A 21199-nucleotide genomic window follows, 5' to 3' on the forward strand; every position below is an offset into this window, starting at 1 on the left:
GCTCAGCGGGACGGCGGCTCGGCGTGGATCCGGCGACTCAATCGAGTGTGCGACGGCGGCGCCGGCACCCGTGACCAGACGGCGCGCTGCAGCGCCAGGGTGACCCACCCGGCGAGGGCCATCCCGACGACGTTGATGACGAGCTGGAGACCGCTGCCGCGCACCTCCGCCCACGCGCCGAAGGCGAGGCCGAGCGCGACGTTGCCTGCGGCGGGGATGGTCGTGACCGAGATGAAGACGCCGCTGAGTCCTCCGAGCTTGGCCGACGTCAGGGAGAGCACCCCGGCCGCAGCAGCGAGCACGGCGACGATGAACGACCACTTGTCCGGCGCGTAGATGAAGTGGGTGCTGGGACGGTTGCCCGTGATGTCGTCGAGGGTCACCCAGCCGAGGGCGCGTCCGACGAGCCCGGCCAGGCACGTGACGACGATGGCGACGAGGAAGCCGACGACGAGAGCCCGCGCCGCGACGGCGAGCAGGAGCGGTCGCCGCCGGACGAGCGCGACCCCGAGCGCGGCGATGGCGCCGAACTCCGGGCCGAGCACCATGGCGCCGATGACGAGGATCTGCGAGTCGAGGACGATCGCGATGCCGGCGATGAGGGTGGCGAGCGACATGAACGACAGGAACGTCCAGTTCAGCTCGCTGTCGTCGTAGGACCGCTGCGCGACCTGCGCCCACACGACGGCGTCGGCGCTGCTGCCCGGCGTCGCCTCGTCCGCCTCGAAGCCGGCCCGCGAGACCCACGTCGTGACCGGCTCGATCTGCAGGGTCCCGTCCCGGTGCACGCCGAGGTCGTGGAGCCGGTCGACGAGGACGTCGGCGCCCTCCCGGGCTACGTCGGCCTGGACCACGTCGCCGACCGGGCGCACCGCCGCCCCGCGCAGGACCGACAGCGTGCTCACGGCCGAGGAGTCGGAGAGCACCTGCATGACCCGCTCGGTGAGCTCGTTCGGGATGGTGACGGTCAGTCTCAGCATGTCGGACAGTCTGCCGCCCGGTTGACAGGTGTCGCCTGCCGCCACGACAGTGACATCTGATCATCCGAACAGATGAAGGGGATTGCCGTGAGCTCCGTCGCCGGACTCGACGGGTGCGCCGCCCCCTGCGTGCACCCCGAGAAGGTCGCCCTCGCCACCGACAACGCCCCGGGAGTCGACGAACTCGCCCGCGTCACCAGCGTCTTCAAGCTGCTCGGCGACCCGACCCGCGCCCGACTGCTCTATGCCCTCCTCGAGGCCGGTGAGCTCTGCGTCTGCGACCTCTCCGCCGCGACCGGTACCGCCGAGACGACCGTCTCCCAGGCCCTCCGGCTGCTCCGCGCCTCGGGTGTCGTCACCGGACGGCGCCAGGGCCGCAACATCTACTACCGCCTCTCCGACGCCCACGTCAGGCTGCTCCTCGACGTCACCCGCGAGCACGCGCTCCACGACGGGGGTCGGCGTCGATGAGCCGCGGGCACTCCCACGGGCGCTCTCCCGGACACGCAGGCGCACGACACCGCTGGCGCCTCGCCGTCGCCTTCGGCCTCGTGGCGGCCTTCTTCGTCCTCGAGCTGGTGGCCGGCCTGACGTCGGGTTCGCTCGCCCTCCTGTCCGACGCGGGACACATGGCAGCCGACGTCGTGACCCTGGGGGCGGCCCTCGTCGCGACGCGGATCGCAACTCGCGCCGACACGACCGGACGCCGCACCTTCGGCTCCTACCGGGCCGAGGTCTTCGCCTCCGGGCTCGCGGTGCTGCTCATGCTCGGCGTCTCCGTCTACATCGCCGTCGAGGCCGTCAGGCGCATCGGGTCGAGCCCCGAGATCGCCTCGGGCACCATGCTCGTCGTCGGCGGGATCGGTCTGGTCATCAACGTCGTCGCCCTGTTCCTGCTGCGCGGTGGCGCCGCCGAGAGCCTCAACGTCAAGGGCGCCTACCTCGAGGTCGTGGCCGACACCGTCGGCTCGGTCGGGGTCATCGCGGCGGCCCTGCTCGTGGCCGCGACCGGGAGCGCCTGGTGGGACACCGTCGTCGCCCTCGCGATCGCCGTCTTCGTCGCGGTGCGCGCAGTCGCACTCGGGCGCGAGGTCGTGGCCGTCCTCGGCCAGCACGCACCCACCGGCATCGAGCCGACCGACCTGCTGACCGCGCTCGGTGAGGTGCCGGGCGTCACCGAGGTCCACGACCTGCACGTGTGGACCCTGACGTCGGGCATGGACGTCGCGACCGCGCACCTCGTGACCTTGCGCCCCGACACCGGACCGGAGGTGCTGGAGGCCGCCAGCCGGATGCTGCGCGAGCGCTTCCACGTCGCCCACGCAACCCTCCAGGTCGAGACGACCGACCGGTCCACCTGTCAGGGCGCCGACTGGTAGGACTGCCGCCGCGACCCTGGAGCCTTGACGCCAGGACCCGCGACCGACAGTGTGACCCAGCGTGACCTCTCAGGCCGAGTCCTCCCCCGCGCTGCGGGCTCGGCTCGCCGCCGGCGCCGCCTTCTTCGTCCAGGGCCTGCTCTTCATCTCCCTGACGACCCGCCTTCCCCAGGTCCAGCTGAAGTGGTCGCTCGACGAGCTCGCGGTCAGCGGGCTGCTCCTCATGGTCGTCCTGCTCGCCGGCGTGGGCTCGGTCCTTGCCGAGGTCGTCGCGGCACGCTCGTCGAGCGCCGTGGTCGTACGCGTGGGGCTCGTCGTCGCGACGCTGGGCTTCGCGGTGCTGCTCGTGGCGCCGGCCTTCGGCGTCTTCGTCGCCGGGCTGGCGGCCTACGGGCTGGCGCTCGGGCTCGTCGACGCCTCCTCGAACATGCAGGCGGTCACGGTCGAGCACCTCTACCGTCGCCCGATCCTGCCGTCGTTCCACGCGTTCTGGACCGCCGGTGGCATCCTCGGCACCCTCGTCACGCTCGCGACGTCGGGTGTCGAGCTGGGCCCGGCCCTGCTGCCGCTGCTCGCCTTTCCCGTCGCGGCCCTCGCCGCGCCCTTCGTCCGCCGTGACCGGCTCGCCGCGACCGACGCCACGGTCGACGTGCCGTGGCGGCGCATCGCCCTCCTCGGGATCGCCATGGTCCTCTTCTACATGGTCGACACCGCGGCGACGACGTGGGGGCCGGTCTACCTCGACGGCACCCTGCACGCCCCGTCCGCCCTCACCGCCCTGGCCACGCTCCCCTACCTCGTCGCGACGCTCCTGGCCCGTGCCGTCGGCGACCGGCTCGTCGACCGGCACGGCGCCGTGTGGCTGCTCCGGATCAGCGGGGTCGTCGCCGCGCTGTCGCTGGCGGTCATCGTCTTCGCCCCGACGTGGGGCGTGGCCGTCGTCGGCTTCACCATCCTCGGTGGCGCCGTCGCGACGATCGCGCCGCTCAGCTTCTCGGCGGCGGGCGCCATCGCGGGAGGCGAGGACGCGGGCTCGTCGGGCGAGCGCATCGACAAGACCGACCAGGTGGTCGCCCGGTTCAACCAGTTCAACTACGTCGGTGCACTGCTCGGCGCAGTCCTGACCGGCGCCGTCGGGTCGGACAACCTGCGCCTCGGCTTCGCCGTGCCGATGGTGCTGATCCTCGGGATCATCCCGCTCGCGACGCAGTTCGCGATCATCCGGCGGCGGGGCATCCCGGCCGGCTCGAGCTGAACACCCCTCGCAGCGTGGTGAGCGCCGGCCCGACTCCGTCCCGGGGTATGCCGCCCACACCGAAGGCGAGCCCGTGGCGGGGCGGCTGCTCGAGGTGCCGGACTGACAGCGGCTCGACGTGGACTCCTGCGGTCAGGGCCGCCTCGGCGATCGTCACGTCGTCGAGAGCCGGGTCGCGGAACAGGGTGCACAGGTGCAGGCCCGCGGCCGAGGGAATGACCTCGAGCCAGTCGGCCAGACCGTCGGGAGCCGTGAGACCGTCCAGGAGCGCCTCGCGCCGGGCCCGGTAGACCTTCGTCGCACGCTTGACGTGGGCAGCATGGTGCCCCTCGGCGAGGAAGGCGGCGAGAGCGCCCTGGGTCACCGCGTCACCGTCCCAGACGGTGACGCGCTTCGCCTCGCGCAGGGCGGCCGTCAGCGTCGTCGGCGCGATGGCGTAGCCGACCCGCAGGGCCGGGAGCAGCGACTTGGAGAAGGACCCGACGTAGACGACCCGGCCGTCACGGTCGAGGCTCTGCAACGGCTCGAGCGGCCGGTCGGCGAAGCGGAACTCGCTGTCGTAGTCGTCCTCGACGATGACGGCGCCGTGACGGACCGCCCACTCCAGCAACGCGATCCGCCGTGCCAGCGACATGGCCACGCCGGTCGGGTGCTGGTGCGAGGGCGTGACGTAGACGAGGCGGGCGGTGTCGGGCAGGGCGTCGACCACGATCCCCTCGCCGTCGACCGGCACACCGCGCACGACCGCGCGGTGGGTCGCGAAGAGGCGCGCCACAGCCGTGTAGCCGGGGTCCTCGACGGCGACGACGTCACCCGGCTCGACGAGCACCCGCGCCACGAGGTCGAGAGCCTGCTGCGCGCCGGCAGTGGCCACCACGTCGCCACCTGAGGCGACGACGGAGCGGGACCGGCCGGCATACCTCGCGATCTCCGCCTCCAGACGGCTCCCCGCCGCACCGGGACCGGGCGCGTCGTAGGTGCCCGCCGACAGGCGGCCCCGGCGCAGGGTGGCGCTGACGAGGCGGCGCCACGTCGCGAGCGGGAAGAGCGAGGCGTCCGGGACCCCCACCGAGAAGTCGAAGGCGACGCCGGACGGGCCGGGTGGCGGCGCCACCGGGTTCGCCCACAGCGCCGTCGGCGTGACAGCTCCCGGGCGGGCGCGGCGGGCCGCGGGCGTGGGCGGGACGCAGCCGCTGGCGACGAAGGTGCCGGCGCCGCGGCGGCTCTCCAGCAGCTCCTCGGCGAGGAGGCGGTCGTACGCCGCCGTCACCGTGCCGCGCGAGACGCCGAGGCTCGCCGCGAGGTCCCGGGAGGCCGGGACCCGGTCGCCCCCGGCCAGACGGCCGTCGAGGACGGCCGCCCGCACCTGCGCGTAGATCTGGGCGGAGAGGTCGCCCGAACCACTGAGACTGACGTGGAGGTCCACAACCACAGTCTGGATTGGCCCAAACAACCTGGCAAGAAGTGGCGCTTCAGATCGGTCCACTCGGACCGGATGCTGGAGGCATGGCGACAACCGCAGGTCTCACCCGCACCAGCCCTGCCGTGACCGGGGGTTCGCTCACCGTCGCGCAGGGAGCCGCCCTGTCGGTGGGCGCCGTGCTCGGCACCGGGGTGATCACCCTGCCCGCGCTCGCGGCGGCGGTCGCGGGACCCGCGTCCCTGCTGGCCTGGGCGGCGCTCGTGCTGCTGTCGGTGCCGCTCGCGAGCACGTTCGCCGCGCTCGGGGCGCGCCACCCGGACGGTGGCGGCGTCTCGACGTACGTGCGACGCGCCTTCGGTGAGCGGGCGGCCGGCGCGGTGGGGTGGTGCTTCTTCTTCGCGATCCCGGTCGGTGCGCCGCCTGCGTCGATGATGGCCGGTGGCTACGTCGCGGACGTCGTCGGTGGCGGCCGCACCACCACGGTCGTCGTCGCCGCGGGGCTGATCCTCGGGACGGGGGCGATGAACCTGGCCGGCCTGCGGTTCTCGGGTCGCGTGCAGCTCGCGCTCGCCAGCGTGCTCGCGCTGCTCATGACGGCGACGGTCGCGGTCGCACTGCCGCACGGCAGCACGGCGTCGCTGACCCCCTTCGCCCCGAACGGGTGGGCCGCCACCGGCACCGCCGCCGCCGTCCTCGTCTGGGGATTCGCCGGCTGGGAGGCGGTGGCCTCGCTCGCGGGGGACTACCGCGACCCGCGCCGGGACGTGCCGCGCGCCACGGGCATCGCCGTGGTCGTCGTCGGCGTGCTCTACCTCGGCCTCGCCACGACCAGCGTGCTCGTGCTCGGGCCGGCGGCGGGCCGGAGCCAGGCGCCGCTCTCGGACCTCATGGCCATCTCGCTGGGCGAGCAGGCCCGCGTCGTGACGGCCGTCGTGGCCGTGCTGCTCACGATCGGCGCGATGAACGCGTACTTCGCCGGCGGGTCGAGGCTGGGAGCGGCGCTGGCCCGCGACGGGGTCCTGCCGCGGCTGCTGGCTCGAGGTGGCGACGCCGGTGAGGTGCCGCGCCGCAGCATCGCTCTCGTGACGGCCACCTCGGCGCTCTCGCTCGTCGTCGCGGTCGTGCGGGGCCTCGGGCTCACGCCGCTCATGCTGCTCGCGACCGGCTGTTTCACCCTCGTCTACGTGCTCGGCACGGCCTCGGCCCTGCGCCTCCTCCCGCGCGGCACCGTGGCCTGGTGGACGGCCCTGGTCGCCTTCGTCTCGGTCGCCGCGCTGCTGGTCGTCAACGGGGTGCACGCCCTGTGGGCCCTCGGGCTGGCCGTCCTCTCGCTCGGCTATCGGTCCGGTGTCCGAGGATGGGAAAGGCGTCCCAGCGCAGGCCCCTAGACTTCGCCGCCGTGACGACGACACAACGCGCGGAGCGCACACCACTGACGCGGTGGTTCCTGGACGCCGAGGAGACCGACCCGGGCGGGTACTACGAGCCAGAGAGCGAGGCCAGGGCCCAGCAGCACGTCCAGCCCTGGTGGCGCGTCATGTGCCTGACCGGTGTCGACTACTTCTCCACGCTCGGCTACCAGCCCGGCATCGCGGCGCTGGCCGCCGGCGCCCTGTCGCCCGTCGCGACGCTCGTGCTCGTGCTCATCACGCTCTTCGGCGCGCTGCCGATGTACCGCCGGGTCGCGGCGGAGAGCCCGCACGGCGACGGCAGCCTCTCGATGCTCGAGCGACTGCTGGCCTACTGGCCGAGCAAGATCCTCGTCCTCTGCCTCCTCGGGTTCGTCGCGACCGGCTTCGTCATCACCATCACGCTCTCGGCAGCGGATGCGAGCGCCCACCTCGTCGAGAACCCGTACCTCAAGTCGACGCTGACGGGCCGCCAGGTCGGCGTGACCCTGACGCTGCTCGTGCTGCTCGCGGGCATCTTCCTCAAGGGCTTCAAGGAGGCCATCGGCATCGCCGTCGTCCTCGTCGTCGCCTACCTCGGGCTCAGCTCGGTCGTGCTCGTGCGCGGCATCCTCGAGATCGGCAACCACCCGACCGCGTTCCACGACTGGATCGCGGCCATGACGTCGGCCCACTCGGCGCCGTTCGGGATCATCGGGGCGTCGCTGCTCGTCTTCCCCGCGCTGGCCCTGGGCCTGTCCGGCTTCGAGACGGGTGTCGTCGTCATGCCGCTCGTCGAGGGCGACCCCACGGACACGGCCGAGAAGCCGGCGGGCCGCATCCGCAACGCCCGCAAGCTGCTCACGACCGCCGCGCTCATCATGAGCGTCCTGCTCATCGGCTCCTCGCTCGTGACGACCCTGCTCATCCCGCCCGCAGAGTTCCAGCCGGGCGGTGGCGCCAACGGTCGCGCCCTGGCCTACCTCGCGCACCACCTCCTCGGCGAGGGCTTCGGCACGGTGTACGACGTCTCGACGATCGGCATCCTCTGGTTCGCCGGCGCGTCCGCCATGGCGGGCCTGCTCAACATCGTGCCGCGCTACCTGCCCCGGTACGGCATGGCCCCGGACTGGGCGCGGTCGACGCGACCGCTCGTGCTCGTGCTGTCGTTCATCGCCGCCGTCGTGACGCTGGCCTTCGGCGCGAACGTGGACGAGCAGGCGGGGGCGTATGCCACGGGCGTGCTCGCGCTCATGACCTCCGCCGCGATTGCCGTCTTCCTCACCGAGCTGCGGCGCGGTCACCGAGCAGCCGCCGGCTTCTTCGCCGTGGTCAGCGCGATCTTCGTCTACACGATCACGATCACCATCAAGCAGCGTCCCGAGGGCCTCGTCATCGCGCTCATCTTCATCGCGCTCATCGTCGTCATCAGCGTCTGGTCACGCATCGTGCGCTCGACCGAGCTACGGGTCCAGCGGGTGGTCTACGACGACAGCGCGAAGGCCATCCTCGACGACGCGGCGCTCGGACCGCAGCCGCTGCGCTTCATCGCCAACAAGATCAACGAGGGCGACCGGGACGAGTACCGTGCGAAGTCGCTCGAGGTCCGGATGCACAACCACCTCAACGCGCGTCAGGGCGCGATCTTCCTCGAGGTCGAGATCAGCGACGCCAGCGACTTCGCGACGACCGTCCACGTCGGCTCGGCCGTCGTCGGCGGCCACTACATCCTGCGGGCCACGGGTCCCTCGGTGCCGAACGTGCTCGCGGCTGTCCTGCTCGACGTGCGCGACCGCGTCAGCAAGCCGCCGCACATCTACTTCGAGTGGAGCGAGAAGGCGCCGGGGCAGAACGTGCTGCGCTTCCTGCTCGCCGGCGAGGGAGACATCCCCCCACTGACCCACGAGATCATCCGGCGGGCCGAGCCCGACGCGGACCGGCGTCCGCAGGTGCACGTCGGCGGCTGAGCGCGCTGACGGCAGCACCCGGCATACCTAGGCTCGGTTGGCCCAGCGCTCGGGCGTCGTCCGGTAGACCCGCGACTCCTCGTCGTACCACTTCTCCAGGACGCCGAGGTCGTCGAGACCGAGGCGACGACAGACGGCCTGGGACCGCTCGTTCGTCGTGTGGGTGATGGCATACACCTCCGGGAGGCCCGCGTCGAAGCCGTGCTGGATGACGGCGGTCGCGGCCTCGGTGGCGTAGCCGTGGCCCCACGAGTCAGGGTGCAGGTGCCAACCGACCTCCACCTCGGCGTCGTCGGCGTTCGGGAGCGTCAGCAGGATGACGGAGCCGGCGACCACTCCGGTCTCGCGCACCTCCACGGCCCAGACGCCGAGCGGTGGGGTCGCGCTGCGCTCCGCGTAGCGGTCGATCCGGGCGTGCGCCTCGTCGAGGTCCTTCATGAGGACCGGCTCGCCGTCGCCGAGCCACTTCACGACCTCGATGCGGCTCTGGATGTCGAGCAGGCGGTCGGCCTCGTCGTGGCTCCAGGGGCGGATGGTGAGGCGGGCGGTCTCGAGGTGCATGGCGCCACGCTCGCACCCCGCCGGCCGCCGCGTCCACGCCATTCCCGCTCCCCGTCGCGCGCCCGCAGCGTATCTGACGTCCTGGAGCTGATGCCGGCGCGGACTGGCCCCCCACCCCCTGTGCATTGGGTCGTCAGGTGACGCAGCCGAGTGGGCCAAGCCGACTGGGTCAACATGCGACCCAATGCACAGTCAATGGCAGGTGACCAGGGCGCGCGCCGGCATCGTCCACATCCCGTCGGCCGCAGGACCCTGCATCCACAGGCGAGCTCGACGTCCTCGACAGCCGTCTGCACGGACTGCAGCGTGGACCCATGATCGTCCCGATGGGCCACGGACCCGACGCCTTCAGCAACGCCCTCAGACACGCGCGCCGGACCTACCTGCTGAGCCAGCGCGCCCTGGCTGCCCGTCTCGGCGTCCCGCACAGCCGCATCTCCCGCCTCGAGGGCGGCCACCACGGCATCACGCTCGAGTCCGCGATCTCGCTCTACCGAGCGCTGGGCTTCAGCATCGGCCTGGTCCACACCTTCGTGTGCCCACAGAGGGGTCAAGCCCGGCGTGCCGACGTGGTGGGGGGTGCGCCACGGCTGGGGAGCGTCCGACCGAGAGGATCTCTGGTGGTTCCGGGACTACCGGTCGCCTCCCCTGCTGGGCGCACGGCAGGATGGCCGCATGTCCGACAGCGATGACGTGAGCGCGACCAGCGAGCTCAGTGAGGTCAGTGAAGCCGCGGCGGCCTATGCCGCCGTACGGCCCGAGATCGAGGCCGCGACCGCGCTCTTCGTCGAGATGGTCACCGGCCTGCTCGACGACGCCGGCATCAACTACCTCAGCGTCAGCGGCCGCACCAAGTCCGTCGCGTCGTTCGCGTCCAAGGCGGAGCGACGCGACGAGAACGGGCTTCTCTACCCCGACCCGCTCGTCGACATCACCGACCAGATCGGCGTCCGCGTCATCACCTACGTCCACGACGACGTCGCAGCCGTCGCCGAGCTGCTGGCCGAGGAGCTCGCCGTCCTCGACGACCGTGACATGGGCCTCGAGACCGCGCGGGCCGGACGGTTCGGCTACGCGAGCCGCCACCAGCTGGTGTCCGTCGACGCGAGCCGCACCGTGCGCCCGGCCTACGAGCCACTGCGTCGGCGGAGCGCATCGGTGCAGATCCGCACGGTGCTGCAGCACGCGTGGGCCGAGTTCGAGCACGACATCCGCTACAAGGGCACCGTGCCCGAGGAGCACGCGCACGAGCTCGACCGCCGCTTCACCCTGGCTGCCGGTCTCATCGAGCTCGCCGACCGGGAGTTCTCCGCCATCCGCGACCGCCTGCAGATGGCCCTGCCCGCGGTTCCACCCCACCCCGACGAGCAGGACCAGCGGATCAGTGCGCAGGACCTCGCCAAGTTCCTCGCATCGAAGTACGCCGGTGCGGGATGGGCACGCACCGACCACTACACCTGGGTCTCTGGTCTGCTGCTCGAGCTCGGCATCACCTCGGTCGACGCCCTCGATGCGGTCATCGCGCCCGTCGACGGCGCCGACCTCATCGAGCGGATGGGCTACAAGTACCCGCCGGGCGCGGTCCGCCGCCTCGATGACGCCCTGCTGGCGACCTTCGGCACGCGCTACCTCGACCTCGAGGGCAACGCCCACCGCCGGGCCTCCCTCGAGGCACGTCTCGGGCGACTCGCCGCCGACTGACACCCGCGAGTCGAAAAACTTCCGCCGCGTGTCGATTCCTTCGGGTCGAGTTCGTCAGGATGATGTGGCGAGGGTCGCCACCTGCGCAGGTCTCACGGCTGCGCACCTGATCGAGAAGGAGCCGGCCATGGCCGACACGTACGTCTACCTGATCCACGAGGGCGACTGGGACTCCGACGCCTACCTCGGCGGCCAGCCCGAGGCGAGCCCGGAGGGCAGGGACCCCGGCGCCCCGGGTGCCACCGGCGCCGCCGCCGACATGGACGCCTCGTTCCCCGAGCACAAGGCCTTCCAGAAGGCCGTCGTCGACCTCGGCGCCCGCGTCGTCGGGGGCGCAGCCCTGCAGCACAGCCGCCACGGTGGCACCGTGACCCCGGGCGCCAAGGGTCGCCTCGTCGAGGACGCCGTCTACACCGACGGCCCGTTTCCCGACACGTCCGAGGTGATCACCGGCTTCTACCTCGTCGAGACCGACGACGAGGACACGGCACGTCGGGTCGCCGCGCTCGTGCCGACCGGTGGCCACATCGAGTGGCGCAAGGTCTTCCCGACGGGGATGTGAGTGCCGCTCGGGACGGGTGAGTTCGAGGAGGCCTGGCCACGCATCGTGCGTGCCCTCGCCTCCTTCACCGGGAGCCTCGACGACGCTGAGGAGTATGCCGCCGAGGCCGTCGCGCGCGCCGCCGCCCACGAGCGGGACGGCGGGCGTCCCATCGAGTCGTATGCCGCGTGGTGCACCTCGGTGGCCAAGCGGGCGTGGCTCGACGACGCCCGGCGACGCACCGTGGAGCGCCGGCTGGCCCCGGAACTGGCCACGGAGCTCACCCGTCCCGAGGCGGAGCACACCGCCATGGACGCCGACGACCTGGCCCTCCACGCAGGGGACGGCCTCGACGACCGCCTCGCCCTGCTCTTCGTCGCGTGCGACGAAGCCATCTCCCCCGCGTCCCGGATGGTCCTGGCGCTGCGCGTCGTGTGCGGCCTGACCATCCCGGAGATCGCCGGTCACCTGGGAGTCCAGGAGACGGCGGCGGCAGCGCGCCTCACCCGCGCCAAGCGCGCACTCGCCGAAGCTCGAGGGGCTTTCCACGTGCCCGACGAGGTCGAGCGCGAGCGCCGCCTGCCGGTCGTGATCGCTTGTGTGGCAGGGATGTTCACGGTCGCACACCGGACGGTGCTCGACCCGGCCGACGCCCTGGCCGACACCGGACGGCAGGCACTCTCGATCGCCGACGCACTCGTCGCGGCTCACCCGAGCGACACCGAGGTGCGCGGTCTGCGTGCCGTCATCCGCCTCGGCCTGGCGCGGCGCCCCGGCCGCGTCGACGAGTCGGGCACCGGCCTCGCGCTCGACGAGGTCGACCGCGCCCGCTGGGACGGTCCACTGCTGCGAGCCGGGCTGGAGGACGCCACGCTCGCGGCTGCCGGCGACGGCCGCTTCGCCATCGAGGCCGCGATCGCCGGGCTGCACTCGAGCGCACGGTCGTTCGAGCGCACCGACTGGCCGCGCATCGCCCAGCTCTACGGTGCGCTCGAGGACCGCTGGCCCTCCCCCTCGGTCCGGGTCGCCCGCCTCGTCGCCACCGCCCACGCGACGCTCCCCGACGGAGGCGGTCTGGACGCCGTGGAGGCCGAGCTCGCATCACTCGAGAGGGGCGCCCCGGCATACGCCAGTCGTGACGCCAGCCTCGCCCTCGCCGACCTCGAGTGGCGCACGGGACGGCGGGAGGAGGCCGCGGCGCGCTACCGCGACCTCGCCGAGGTCATCGCGGTGGAGCCGCTGCGGCGCTTCTGCCTGCGCCGGTCCGTCACTCCCCCGTGACGCCGTCGAGGGCCTCGCGGAGGAAGTCCGCGTGGCCGTTGTGCCGGGCGTACTCCTCGATCATGTGCAGCAGGATCCAGCGCAGCGAGAACTGCTGGTTCTCCTTGCGAGACAGGCGTGCCGACCGGAACTCGAGTCCGCCCTCGGCGAGCGCCGCATCGATGTCGCGACGGGCCTGCTCGACCGAGGTGTCCATGAGCCGGCGCAGCCCCTCGGGGCTGTCGTCCCGCGCGGACGTCATCTCCCAGTCGCGGTCGGCGTCCCAGTCGGCACTCGCCCACGGCTCCGGCATGGGGCGGCCGTGCAGCACCTCGCCGAACCAGCTCGCCTCGTTGAGTGCCACGTGCTTGAGGAGCGCGCCCAGGGTGAGCGTCGAAGGCGCGAGCGGCTGGGCCAGCTGCTCGGCCGTCAGGCCCTCGGTCTTCCGACGGAGCGTGTCGCGGTGGTAGTTGAGGAAGGCGACGAGGGTCGTGGCCTCGTCGGCGGCGAGGGGCGGGTCGGTGCGCCCTGTCTGCGGGGGTGTCGTCATGGCCACCGACGCTAGTGTCCGAGCCTCGATATCCGCCTGCTGATCTAGCCCGCGGGCGAGCAGACTGGGCAGGTGCCAGCATCGAACCAGTGGATCGCGTTCCTCATCGCGTCGATCCTCTTCATCCAGGTCCCGGGCCCCAGCCTGCTCTTCACCATCGGTCGCGCCCTGACCGTCGGGCGCCGGGAGGCGCTGCTGTCGGTCGTCGGCAACGCCATCGGGGTGACGGCCCAGGCCCTCTTCGTGGCCGTCGGCCTCGGAGCGGTCGTCGCCGCGAGCATCACGGCCTACACGGTCATCAAGGTGGCCGGTGCCGCCTACGTCATCTGGCTCGGCATCCAGGCGATCCGGCACCGGCGCGAGGCGCGCGAGGCCCTCGAGGCGCAGGTGTCGGCCAAGCGCGGCCACGCCCTGCGCATCGGGTTCATCGTGGGAGTGACCAACCCGAAGACGATCCTCTTCTTCGTCGCTTTCCTCCCGCAGTTCACCAACGCCCGAGCGGGACACGTCGGGGTGCAGATGGCGGTCCTCGGCGCCGTCTTCGGCCTCATGGCGATCTGCAGCGACAGCCTGTGGGCGCTGCTCGCGGCGCGGGCACGGGAATGGTTCGCCCGCAAGCCCGACCGCCTCGAGAAGCTCGGCGTCACGGGCGGCGTCATGATGGTGGGCCTCGGCGCGACCATGCTTGCGCGCGAGTAGCCCCCGCACCCCGACGAGATCTGTTTGACTGAAACGGTGGCTCCCCTCCACGTCGCGTCTGCCGCAGCCGGGCTCGCACCCCTCCACCGGGTCCGCGAGCACGACCGTGCTCTCGAGCAGGTGACGAGGGCGTATGCCGCCCTGCCGCCCGACCGGCCCGTGCGGCTCGCCAAGCGCACCTCCAACCTCTTCCGCACCCGTAGTGCCACCGACTCGCCCGGACTGGACCTGTCCGCGTTCCGCGGCGTCGTCGAGGTGCGGCCCGGCCAGGGCGGCGGCCCGGCCACCGCCCTGGTCGGTGGGCTGACGACCTACGAGCAGCTCGTCGACGAGCTGCTCCCGCACGGCTACGTGCCGCTCGTCGTGCCGCAGCTGCGGACCATCACGATCGGCGGGGCCGTGACCGGGCTCGGCATCGAGGCGTCGTCGTTCCGCAACGGCCTGCCCCACGAGTCGGTGCTCGAGATGCGGATCCTCACCGGTGACGGGGAGGTCGTGACGGCGTCGCCTGACGGCGAGCACGCCGACCTCTTCCGCACGTTCCCCAACTCCTACGGGTCCCTCGGCTACGCCCTCGACCTCGTCATCGAGCTCGAGCCGGCGCGGCCCTACGTCGCGCTGCGCCACGTGCGGTTCGACTCGGTCGGCAGGCTCACCGCCGCGGTGGGCGACGTCATGGCGTCGCAGACGTGGGACGGCGACCGGGTCGACTTCGTCGACGGCGTCGTCTTCGGCCCGACCGAGGCCTACCTCACCCTCGGCCGGTGGACGGACCACCTCGAGGGCCAGGCGCGACCGAGCGACTACACCGGCGACCAGGTCTTCTACCGCTCGATCCAGCACCGCCGCACCGACGTGCTCACCGCCCACGACTACCTCTGGCGCTGGGACACCGACTGGTTCTGGTGCAGCCGGGCCTTCGGCGCACAGATCCCGACCGTGCGCCGACTCTGGCCCAGCCACCTGTTGCGAAGCGACGTCTACTGGAAGATCGTCGCCTTCGAGAACCGGCACCGCGTGATGGCGCGGGTCGACCGGCTGCGCGGCCAGCCCCGACGTGAGCGCGTCGTGCAGGACGTCGAGATCCCGCTCGACCGCACGGCCGAGTTCGTCGACTGGTTCCTGCGCGAGGTCCCGATCGAGCCGGTCTGGCTGTGCCCGATCCAGCTGCGCCCGACGCCCGACTCGCCGCCCGGCGAGGCCCCGTGGCCGCTCTACCCGATGGCGCGTGGCGAGCGCTACGTCAACGTCGGCTTCTGGTCGAGCGTCCCGATCGAGCCCGGCGCGCACGACGGCGACGTCAACCGCAGCATCGAGGCCGAGGTGACCCGGCTCGGCGGCCACAAGTCGCTCTACTCCGACGCGTACTACGACGAGGCGACCTTCGCCGCCCTCTACGGCGGCACGGCATACGACCCCGTCAAACGCAGGTACGACCCGAGGGGACGGTTCCCCACGCTCTACGAGAAGGCGGTGCAAGCTCGATGACCTTGACGGTGGGACAGGCATTCGACCGTGTGTTCGGCTCCGACGCCCCGGTGCGGGTCGTCGCGTGGGACGGCTCCGAGGGTGGCAGTCCGGACGGGCTCGTGCTGCGCCTGACGAGTCCCGAGGCGCTCAACCATCTCCTCACGGCGCCCGGTGACCTCGGCCTGGCGCGCGCCTACCTGCTCGGTGACCTCGTCATCGAGGGGATGGACGAGGCGGACCCCTACGACGTGATCCGCCTCATGAGTGAAGGGCTCACGGCGCGCCGGCCGAGCGGGCACGACGCTGTCGAGCTGGCCCGGTTCCTCGCCCGCCATCGACCCCACCCGCCGACCCTGCCGCCGGAGGAGACACCGGGACAGCTGCGGCGGATGGCCCACGGCCTGCGGCACGGCAAGGCCCGCGACGCCGCCGCGATCAGCCACCACTACGACGTGTCGAACGCCTTCTACGAGCTGGTCCTCGGGCCCTCCATGACCTACACGTGCGCCTGCTTCCCCACCGATGGCGCCTCCCTCGAGGAGGCCCAGGCGTACAAGTACGACCTCGTCGCGAGGAAGCTCGGCCTGCAGCCGGGCATGCGGCTGCTCGACGTCGGCTGCGGCTGGGGTGGCATGGTGCGTCACGCCGTCAAGCACTACGGCGTCACCGCCCTGGGGGTCACGCTGTCCCGGGAGCAGGCCGCCTGGGCCCGGGCCGCGATCGAGGCGGACGGCATCGGCGACCGCGCCGAGGTCCGGCACGGCGACTACCGCGACGTCACCGAGCACGGCTTCGACGCGATCAGCTCGATCGGCCTGACCGAGCACATCGGCGTCGCGAACTACCCGGCCTACTTCCGCTTCCTCCGCGAGCGCCTGCGCGACGAGGGGCGTCTGCTCAACCACTGCATCACCCGGCCCGACAACCAGCACGCGGGCCTGCCCGCGCGGGGGTTCATCAACCGCTACGTCTTCCCCGACGGCGAGCTGACCGGCAGCGGCGACATCGTGCGGGTCATGGAGGACGAGGGCTTCGAGGTGCGCCACCACGAGAATCTGCGCGAGCACTACGCCCGCACCTGCGCCGCCTGGAACGCGAACCTCGCGAAGAACTGGGACGAGTGCGTGGAGCTCGCCGGGCTCGGCCGCGCCCGGGTGTGGGGGCTCTACCTCGCGGGCTCACGACTCGGTTTCGAGCGCGGCGGGATCCAGCTCCACCAGGTGCTGGCCTCCCGCACGACCGGCGAAGGGGTGTCGGGCTTCCCGTTGCGTCCTCGCTTCGAGCCGGCCGACGGCTGAGCGGGCCGCGGGCCGTCCGTCAGTCGACGGTGGCGGCTCGGGCCCGACCGCTGACGACGGCACCGCAGACGATGACGACGATGGCCGCCGCCCAGGCCAGCGTGATCGCGCCGGTGCCGAGGCCCAGGCCGCCTCGCACCGACGAGACCCCCATCCAGTCGGCGACGGAGGCCCCGAGGGGCCGGGTGATGATGTAGGCCGCCCAGAACGCCACGACGGGGTGGAGACCGAAGCGCAGGTGCGCCACCGCGGGCACCGTGAACGCCACGGCGAAGAGCACGGCCGAGCCGAGGTAGCCCAGGCCCACCGAGACCGCGGTGAGGTCGCCGGCGGCCGTGCCCAGGGCGAACGTCGTCAGCACCGTGGCCCAGTAGAAGAGCTCGCGCCTCGTCGTGTCGATGCTGTGCACCGAGAGGGTGCCCTCGGTGCGGTGCCAGAGCCCGAGCACCACCGCGAGCGCGACGGCGAAGGCGACGGTCGACACGGCATACGGCACCCCGAGGCCGACGTGCGCGACGTCGGCGGCAACCGTGCCGAAGACGCTGACCATGGCGACGGCCGTCCAGTAGACCCACGGGACGTAGCGCCTGACGGCGAGCTGGCCGGCGAGCGCGGCCGCCAGGGCCAGACCCGAGAGGCACACCGCGAGGACGGGACCGATCGTGTGCGCCAGGTAGTCGGAGGCGGTCTCGCCCATGCCGGTCGTGAGGATCTTGAGCACCCAGAAGAGCACGGTCAGCTCGGGGACGCGGGCCAGAAGGGCCCGTGGTCGTGCCGTTGGTGGGGCGGTGGTGGTCTCGCTGGTGGGCTCGGGGGCAGTCACGCCGCCGATGGTGCCAAGCGCAGGTGGACGTTTCCTGACATGTACGTCAGATCTCGTTGATCGCTCGACGGCGTCAGTCGGATCCGCCGAGGTCGACGTCGTAGGCCTCGTAGACGAGGTCGCCGCCCTTCTGCCGGTGCCGGACGAGCCGGCCGACGAGGACGGTGAGCTCTTCGCGGAAGACGGGCAGGTCCGCCATCGTGCCGCCGTATTCGAGCACGACGAGGTAGCCGTGGATGGCGCCGTGCAGGTCGCGGTGCTCCTCGAGCAGTCGCGTCACGCGACCGGACAGGCGCGGCGCGCTGCGGCGAGCGCGGTCGTAGATGCCGCCGGGGCTCTCGGTGAGCGCGATGTGGTCGTCGAAGTCGTGGGCCAGCTCGGCGAGGGCCGCACGCACCCGCTCACGCCACGCCCCGCCGCGCGCGATGGGCGCCTCGAGCGCGAGGTCGACGGCCGCGACGGACTCGCGCAGCTCCGACCGGTGCCGGCGGACCCGGTCGAGGTAGATCGCAAGGTCGACGGCTGTCTCGACCCGGTCGCGATCGAAACCCCGCACGTCGATCGGTCCCGGCGCAGCACGGGGTGGAGTGGCAGCATTCGGCTGGACGTTCATGGGGGACCTCCGGTGCCCTCCATGGTCGCCCCACGGTGCCCGCCTCGTCCAGAGCCCGGGACGACCATGATCGGCGGGCCCGGGCCCTACCGAATCCGTTCACCCATACCCCCTGGGGTATGCTTGCCTCATGGACCACATCATCATCGGCGGTGTCGCCGGGGGCATGAGCGCCGCCACGCGCCTGCGCCGCCTCGACGAGGACGCCCACATCACCGTCGTCGAGCGCAGCGGCCACGTGTCGTTCGCCAACTGCGGCCTGCCCTACCACGTGGGTGGCGTCATCGCGGACCGTGAGTCCCTGCTGCTCCAGACACCCGCCTCCCTCGGGCGGCGGTTCGGTCTCGACGTGCGCGTCGGCACCGAGGCCGTGCGCATCGACCGCGAGCGCCGGGTCGTCGTCGTCCGCGAGCTCGCCACGGGCGCGGAGTCCGAGCTGCCCTACGACCACGTCCTCCTCTCGCCAGGCGCTCGCCCCGTGCGACCGCCGATCCCCGGAGTGGAGCGCGCCCTGTCGCTGCGTGACATCGAGGACACCGATGCGCTCGTGGCCGCGAGCGGTGCGGCCCGCACCGCAGCCATCATCGGCGGCGGCTTCATCGGTCTCGAGCTGGCCGAGAACCTCACCCGCCGCGGCATCGCCGTGACCGTCGTCGAGGCTGCCGACCAGGTGATGGCGCCGCTCGACCCCGAGATGGTCGCGCCGGTCCAGGACCACCTCCGAGCCTCGGGCGTGACGCTGCGGCTCGGCACCTCGGTCACCGCGATCGGACCCGACACGGTCGTCCTCTCGAGCGGCGAGCAGGTCGGTGCCGACCTCGTCGTCGCCGCCGTCGGCGTGCGCCCCGACACGCGCCTCGCGGCCGATGCCGGTCTCGCCACCGGCCACCTCGGCGGCATCCTCGTCGACAGCCGGTTCCGCACGAGTGACCCGCGCATCCTGGCCGTCGGCGACGCCGTCGAGAAGCGCGACGCGCTCGACGGGGAGCAGGTGCTCGTGCCGCTCGCCAACACCGCGAACCGCCAGGGTCGGATGGCTGCCGACGTCATGGCGGGGCTTTCCGCCCACGACCGCCCGGTCCTCGGCACCGCGATCGTCGGCGTCTTCGGCCTCCAGGTCGCGACGACCGGCTGGAGCGAGAAGCGTCTCGTCGCCGCCGGTCGCCCGCATCGCGTCGTCCACACCCACCCCGCCGCGCACGCGACGTACTACCCGGGAGCCGAGGGGATGAGCCTCAAGCTGCTCGTCGACCGCGACACCGACGCGATCCTCGGCGCGCAGGGCGTCGGCCGCGACGGCGTCGACAAGCGCATCGACGTCATCGCTACGGCGATGACGGGTGGCCTCACGGCGAGCGCCCTGGCCGACCTGGAGCTGGCCTACGCGCCGCAGTTCGCCTCGGCCAAGGACCCTGTCAACATGCTCGGCTACATCGCCGACAACCTCCGCACCGGCGTGGCGCGCTCGGTCCAGTGGCACGAGCTCGCGGACGCCGTCGCCGACGGAGCCGTCCTCGTCGACGTGCGCACGCAGGCGGAGCACGAGGCCGGGGCGATCCCGGGCGCCCTGCTCATCCCCGTCGACGAGCTGCGCCAGCGCCTCGACGAGGTCCCCGCCGGCCGGGTCGTCGTGCACTGCGCGGTCGGCCAGCGCGGCCACACCGCGGCACAGGTCCTGACCCACGCGGGGCGCGACGTGCGCAATCTCGACGGCGGCTACCGCACGTGGCTGGCCGGCACGAGCACGCGCGAGGCGGCCCTGATGCACTGAGCCGCTGAGCCGCGAGGCGCTCAGACCCGTCAGGCCAGGGAGAGGAAGAGCTTCTCCATCTGCGCGACGTCCATCTCCTCGCCCTGCGGGTTGGTCAGGCACTCACGCAGGCCGGTGGCGATGACGGCGAACCCAGCCCGGTCGAGGGCCTTGGAGACCGCGGCGAGCTGGGTGACGATGTCCTTGCAGTCGCGCCCCTCCTCGATCATCTTGACGATGCCGCCGATCTGGCCGCGGGCGCGGTTGAGGCGACGGATGACCGACTGCATCTCGTCGAGGTCGAGCTCCACGGCATTCTCCTGGGGTCGTCGGGGGTGACGTCCCATGATACCCCCCGCCGTATGCCGTCACCTCTTCCCGCCGTCGACGCTCAGCTCGAGCGGGGTGCGTACATGATGAGAGCGACCCCGACGAGGCACACGAGCGCGCCCGCGACGTCCCAGCGGTCAGGCCGGAAGCCGTCCGCCACCATGCCCCAGAGCAGCGAGCCGACGACGAAGACGCCGCCGTAGGCAGCCAGGATGCGCCCGAAGTTGGCATCCGGCTGCAGGGTGGCGACGAAGCCGTAGAGGCCGAGCGCGACGACCCCCGCACCGGCCCAGAGCCAGCCGCGGTGCTCGCGCACCCCCTGCCAGATGAGCCACGCGCCGCCGATCTCGGCGAGGGCGGCGAGCACGAAGAGCAGGATCGAGCGGGTGACGGTCACGCGGTCATCGTCGCACCGTCGCGCACGTGCGGAGCCTCAGAGATCCCCTGCCGCGCGCCGCTCGTCATCGCTGCGCAGGATGCAGAACTCGTTGCCTTCGGGGTCGGTGAGGACGACCCACCCGCGGCCGTCGTCGGTGCGACAGTCCTGCACGACGGTGCCCCCGAGGCCTGTCACGCGCTCCACCTCCTCGTCCCGCGGCCGGTCGGTCGGTCGCAGGTCGAGATGGACGCGGTTGCGCACCTGCTTGGCATCCTCGACCTCGACGAAGAGCAGCCGGTGCGTCTCGTCGGGAGAGAAGATCATGCACTCCTCGTGCCCCGGCTCGTTGGGGTCGGCGGGATCCTCGTGGTAGCCGAGCAGGTCGGCCCACCAGACGGACTGCGCATGGGCGTCGAGGGCGTTGACGGTCGTGTGCGAGAGCGCGAGGGCCATGCGGACATCCTGTTCGGAGCCGCCGCAGCGGGCCACTGCTTTCCCACCCACTGCCGTCCACCCACACAGGGTGTCAACATCGGTTGACGAGAGCGAACGGGACGGCATACCGTGTCAACAGAGGTTGACAGGCCGCGAAGGGTGACCACGGTGACGATGGAGGTCGACGACATGCTCGAGCTGGCTCGGGCCACGGGCGACGACGACCCTCGCGCCGCCCTGGCCGCCGCGAGAGAGCTGCGGCGCGCGGCCGACCGCACCGAGGCCGCCGTGGTGCGCCGAGCGCGCAACCACGGCCTCGCGTGGGCCGAGATCGCCGAGCAGCTCGGCGTCAGCAGGCAGGCCGTCCACAAGAAGTACGGCCGCCGCTAGTCCGCCA

The 21199-nt window shown here is 72.3% G+C and carries 23 protein-coding genes; 14 read left to right on the top strand and 9 right to left on the bottom strand.

Translation table 11 applies throughout. The features are described 5' to 3' along the window. Nucleotides 1-2: 2 nt before the first annotated feature. On the bottom strand, nucleotides 3-980 hold the full coding sequence (locus AC1DIW_RS08785) for a DUF389 domain-containing protein (protein WP_478107474.1): 978 nt from the start codon (nucleotides 978-980) through the stop codon (nucleotides 3-5). An 87-nt stretch (nucleotides 981-1067) separates the two neighbouring features. On the opposite strand from AC1DIW_RS08785, the gene AC1DIW_RS08790 reads away from it, so the two are divergent. The 3 genes from AC1DIW_RS08790 to AC1DIW_RS08800 all read left to right on the top strand — a co-directional run bounded on the left by AC1DIW_RS08790 (nucleotide 1068) and on the right by AC1DIW_RS08800 (nucleotide 3614). Then, complete coding sequence (locus AC1DIW_RS08790) at nucleotides 1068-1451, top strand: ArsR/SmtB family transcription factor (RefSeq protein WP_478107476.1); 384 nt, start codon at nucleotides 1068-1070, stop codon at nucleotides 1449-1451. Next, nucleotides 1448-2359, top strand: a complete 912-nt coding sequence (locus tag AC1DIW_RS08795; protein ID WP_478107478.1) for a cation diffusion facilitator family transporter — start codon at nucleotides 1448-1450, stop codon at nucleotides 2357-2359. Before AC1DIW_RS08790 ends, AC1DIW_RS08795 begins: the two co-directional genes overlap by 4 nt. 61 nt (nucleotides 2360-2420) lie before the next feature. After that, nucleotides 2421-3614, top strand: coding sequence for an MFS transporter (locus AC1DIW_RS08800; protein ID WP_478107480.1), 1194 nt, complete (start codon nucleotides 2421-2423; stop codon nucleotides 3612-3614). Here AC1DIW_RS08800 and pdxR read toward each other — a convergent pair. Further along, complete coding sequence (gene pdxR, locus AC1DIW_RS08805) at nucleotides 3577-5040, bottom strand: MocR-like pyridoxine biosynthesis transcription factor PdxR (RefSeq protein WP_478107482.1); 1464 nt, start codon at nucleotides 5038-5040, stop codon at nucleotides 3577-3579. The genes AC1DIW_RS08800 and pdxR overlap by 38 nt on opposite strands. An 80-nt stretch (nucleotides 5041-5120) precedes the next feature. On the opposite strand from pdxR, the gene AC1DIW_RS08810 reads away from it, so the two are divergent. Both AC1DIW_RS08810 and AC1DIW_RS08815 read left to right on the top strand, forming a co-directional pair. After that, entirely contained in the window at nucleotides 5121-6425 is a 1305-nt protein-coding gene (locus tag AC1DIW_RS08810) for an APC family permease (RefSeq protein WP_478107484.1), read from the top strand. Next, nucleotides 6395-8392 carry an APC family permease gene (locus AC1DIW_RS08815; protein ID WP_442277559.1) on the top strand — a complete coding sequence of 666 codons (1998 nt, stop codon included), beginning with the start codon at nucleotides 6395-6397 and terminating at the stop codon, nucleotides 8390-8392. Before AC1DIW_RS08810 ends, AC1DIW_RS08815 begins: the two co-directional genes overlap by 31 nt. A gap of 27 nt (nucleotides 8393-8419) precedes the next feature. Here the strand turns inward: AC1DIW_RS08815 and AC1DIW_RS08820 are convergent, their stop codons facing one another. Further along, a complete protein-coding gene (locus tag AC1DIW_RS08820; RefSeq protein WP_478107486.1) occupies nucleotides 8420-8953 on the bottom strand; it encodes a GNAT family N-acetyltransferase in 534 nt (177 codons plus the stop codon). Between the two features lie 314 nt (nucleotides 8954-9267). Here AC1DIW_RS08820 and AC1DIW_RS08825 point away from each other — a divergent pair, with 314 nt between their 5' ends. The 4 genes from AC1DIW_RS08825 (at nucleotide 9268) to AC1DIW_RS08840 (ending at nucleotide 12476) form a co-directional block, all read left to right on the top strand. Continuing rightward, a complete protein-coding gene (locus tag AC1DIW_RS08825; protein WP_478107488.1) occupies nucleotides 9268-9645 on the top strand; it encodes a helix-turn-helix domain-containing protein in 378 nt (125 codons plus the stop codon). After that, nucleotides 9629-10654, top strand: coding sequence for a GTP pyrophosphokinase (locus AC1DIW_RS08830; RefSeq protein ID WP_478107490.1), 1026 nt, complete (start codon nucleotides 9629-9631; stop codon nucleotides 10652-10654). Before AC1DIW_RS08825 ends, AC1DIW_RS08830 begins: the two co-directional genes overlap by 17 nt. A 127-nt stretch (nucleotides 10655-10781) precedes the next feature. After that, a complete protein-coding gene (locus AC1DIW_RS08835; RefSeq protein ID WP_442277562.1) occupies nucleotides 10782-11216 on the top strand; it encodes a YciI family protein in 435 nt (144 codons plus the stop codon). After that, nucleotides 11217-12476, top strand: coding sequence for a DUF6596 domain-containing protein (locus AC1DIW_RS08840; protein WP_478107492.1), 1260 nt, complete (start codon nucleotides 11217-11219; stop codon nucleotides 12474-12476). On the opposite strand, the gene AC1DIW_RS08845 is transcribed toward AC1DIW_RS08840, so the two are convergent. Next, nucleotides 12463-13005, bottom strand: coding sequence for a DinB family protein (locus AC1DIW_RS08845; RefSeq protein ID WP_478107494.1), 543 nt, complete (start codon nucleotides 13003-13005; stop codon nucleotides 12463-12465). The two genes, AC1DIW_RS08840 and AC1DIW_RS08845, sit on opposite strands and share 14 nt — an antisense overlap. Nucleotides 13006-13077: 72 nt before the next feature. On the opposite strand from AC1DIW_RS08845, the gene AC1DIW_RS08850 reads away from it, so the two are divergent. The 3 genes from AC1DIW_RS08850 to AC1DIW_RS08860 are packed head-to-tail and all read left to right on the top strand — an operon-like array spanning nucleotide 13078 to nucleotide 16472. Beyond that, nucleotides 13078-13704, top strand: a complete 627-nt coding sequence (locus AC1DIW_RS08850) for a LysE family translocator (RefSeq protein WP_442277565.1) — start codon at nucleotides 13078-13080, stop codon at nucleotides 13702-13704. A 36-nt stretch (nucleotides 13705-13740) separates the two neighbouring features. Then, nucleotides 13741-15192 carry an FAD-binding oxidoreductase gene (locus tag AC1DIW_RS08855; protein ID WP_478107496.1) on the top strand — a complete coding sequence of 484 codons (1452 nt, stop codon included), beginning with the start codon at nucleotides 13741-13743 and terminating at the stop codon, nucleotides 15190-15192. Then, entirely contained in the window at nucleotides 15189-16472 is a 1284-nt protein-coding gene (locus AC1DIW_RS08860; protein WP_478107498.1) for a class I SAM-dependent methyltransferase, read from the top strand. Before AC1DIW_RS08855 ends, AC1DIW_RS08860 begins: the two co-directional genes overlap by 4 nt. A 19-nt stretch (nucleotides 16473-16491) precedes the next feature. Here AC1DIW_RS08860 and AC1DIW_RS08865 read toward each other — a convergent pair whose 3' ends face one another. Beyond that, nucleotides 16492-17295 carry a COG4705 family protein gene (locus tag AC1DIW_RS08865; RefSeq protein WP_478107500.1) on the bottom strand — a complete coding sequence of 268 codons (804 nt, stop codon included), beginning with the start codon at nucleotides 17293-17295 and terminating at the stop codon, nucleotides 16492-16494. Between the two features lie 73 nt (nucleotides 17296-17368). Next, nucleotides 17369-17908 (bottom strand): hypothetical protein, encoded by a 540-nt coding sequence (locus AC1DIW_RS08870; protein WP_478107502.1) that lies wholly within the window; start codon nucleotides 17906-17908, stop codon nucleotides 17369-17371. Nucleotides 17909-18038: 130 nt separating this feature from the next. On the opposite strand from AC1DIW_RS08870, the gene AC1DIW_RS08875 reads away from it, so the two are divergent. Further along, on the top strand, nucleotides 18039-19679 hold the full coding sequence (locus AC1DIW_RS08875; RefSeq protein WP_478107504.1) for an FAD-dependent oxidoreductase: 1641 nt from the start codon (nucleotides 18039-18041) through the stop codon (nucleotides 19677-19679). A 29-nt stretch (nucleotides 19680-19708) separates the two neighbouring features. Here AC1DIW_RS08875 and AC1DIW_RS08880 read toward each other — a convergent pair whose 3' ends face one another. The 3 genes from AC1DIW_RS08880 to AC1DIW_RS08890 form a co-directional block, all read right to left on the bottom strand. Then, a complete protein-coding gene (locus tag AC1DIW_RS08880) occupies nucleotides 19709-19969 on the bottom strand; it encodes a metal-sensitive transcriptional regulator (RefSeq protein ID WP_442277571.1) in 261 nt (86 codons plus the stop codon). 80 nt (nucleotides 19970-20049) lie between these two features. Next, the gene (locus AC1DIW_RS08885) at nucleotides 20050-20385 is read right to left on the bottom strand and encodes a YnfA family protein (protein WP_478082687.1); all 336 of its coding nucleotides are present in this window, start codon (nucleotides 20383-20385) and stop codon (nucleotides 20050-20052) included. A 36-nt stretch (nucleotides 20386-20421) separates the two neighbouring features. Then, on the bottom strand, nucleotides 20422-20820 hold the full coding sequence (locus AC1DIW_RS08890) for a VOC family protein (RefSeq protein WP_478107506.1): 399 nt from the start codon (nucleotides 20818-20820) through the stop codon (nucleotides 20422-20424). Nucleotides 20821-20976: 156 nt separating this feature from the next. On the opposite strand from AC1DIW_RS08890, the gene AC1DIW_RS08895 reads away from it, so the two are divergent. Continuing rightward, nucleotides 20977-21192 carry a hypothetical protein gene (locus AC1DIW_RS08895; protein ID WP_478107754.1) on the top strand — a complete coding sequence of 72 codons (216 nt, stop codon included), beginning with the start codon at nucleotides 20977-20979 and terminating at the stop codon, nucleotides 21190-21192. Nucleotides 21193-21199: the final 7 nt, after the last annotated feature.

This window comes from Terrabacter sp. 01T434, assembly GCF_056398545.1.